Here is a 1,343-nt window from a genome sequence, read left to right on the forward strand (position 1 = left end):
TTTTGCGCGATATGGGCGGCCGTCCCGGTATATCCTCCAGGTAATGAGCGGTCCACCTGCGTTTCAGCCTCTCGAACGTCGCAAAGCTCTTTTTCCAGCCGTGCTATTTGATCACGGCAGTCGCGAAGCTTCTCGGAAAGCCTTACGATTTCGCCGTTTTGAAAGAGTTCGTCCCACTGTTCGGCCCGGCGGACAATCCGTTGCACCGAGTCCTCCATGAGTTTGAGCTCGCTGCGCGAGTTTCCCAGCGCGATGACGCAGAGATCCCGAATGTCCTCCGGTAGCATGTCACGAAGAACCGTCAAGGCCTTGGCCGACTGGGCCGTGATCAACAGGCGATGCCCCTGAGCGAGGAGATGGCAAATGAGGTTCGCGATCGTTTGGCTCTTACCTGTTCCGGGTGGACCTTTGACCAGGACGCACGGCTGTTCGGAAACTCGTTGGGCAATCCGACGTTGCTGGTCATTCGATGGTAAGGGAAAATAGAGTTCTGTCTCCGGGATAGGGGAGCGAGGAGATTTTCTGGAAGTTTTGCGATTACCTTGAGATCCAGAAACGAGGTCTGCTTCCTCGTGAACCGCAGCTCTTCCTTCTAGAAGCAGCCTCTGCCATGGTGGAGTTTCGCGCAGATGGCCTTCCTCAAACCCCTTGAAAAGCTGAAGGACCGTCTCTTCATAGCCTGTGAAAACACGACGCCGGAGGGCAAGGGCTGGGGCGAAACGAAGACTTAAGGAGGCCTGTCTTTCGCCTCGAGGCGACATCGCTGCCGGATCGATCACGATCTCCGGAGAAAGGTGGTTGCCCACCAGATTCAATAATTCCTCGATGAGCGTCCGCTGGGTGAGATCACAGTCGAGCTCCTGCAGTTTGTCGTGCAGAGGAGTCTTGGTAAAGTCCGGCCGAAGGTGGGAAGGGAGAAACGTGAGATCGAGCTTGAACTGGGTAAAGTCCCACGAAGGCCGCACCAGGAGTTTCCCTCTGATGGGTTCGAGGACAATGTCGGCCGGGGCCACAAATACGTGGCGGCGGTAAAACTGGCCGTCGATAACTCCTTCCAGCAGTCCGAACGCCATAACCAGTTCGGACGTCTCGTCGGCACTGCTGGAAAGACGTCGCATCAAATCCAGTTGCGAATACAGACGCTGGCCTTCGTACCACAGAGAGTAGCTGGCATGCCAGGGGCGCCACTTTTCCAGATAATGGGCGAACGCTTTCTGTACCTCCGGGTGATCCTCGAGGCGTTCGCACGCTATCGAGTCGTCTCCGTTCTGTTCCCTGGCAGAACTGAACAGGGGAGACGGGGGATGCGTTGTCGAAGGGATTTCTGAAAGGAGTCTGGGCTC

Annotated in this window: 1 protein-coding gene; it reads right to left on the minus strand. The window is 56.4% G+C overall.

Annotation, left to right across the window (positions count from 1 at the left end):
* Window positions 1-1,343: AAA domain-containing protein (locus H5U08_RS18995; RefSeq protein ID WP_297036789.1), on the minus strand; the 1,343-nt coding region annotated here is incomplete at both ends.

The organism is Thermogutta sp., assembly GCF_014359955.1.
Taxonomy (GTDB): Bacteria; Planctomycetota; Planctomycetia; order Pirellulales; family Thermoguttaceae; genus Thermogutta.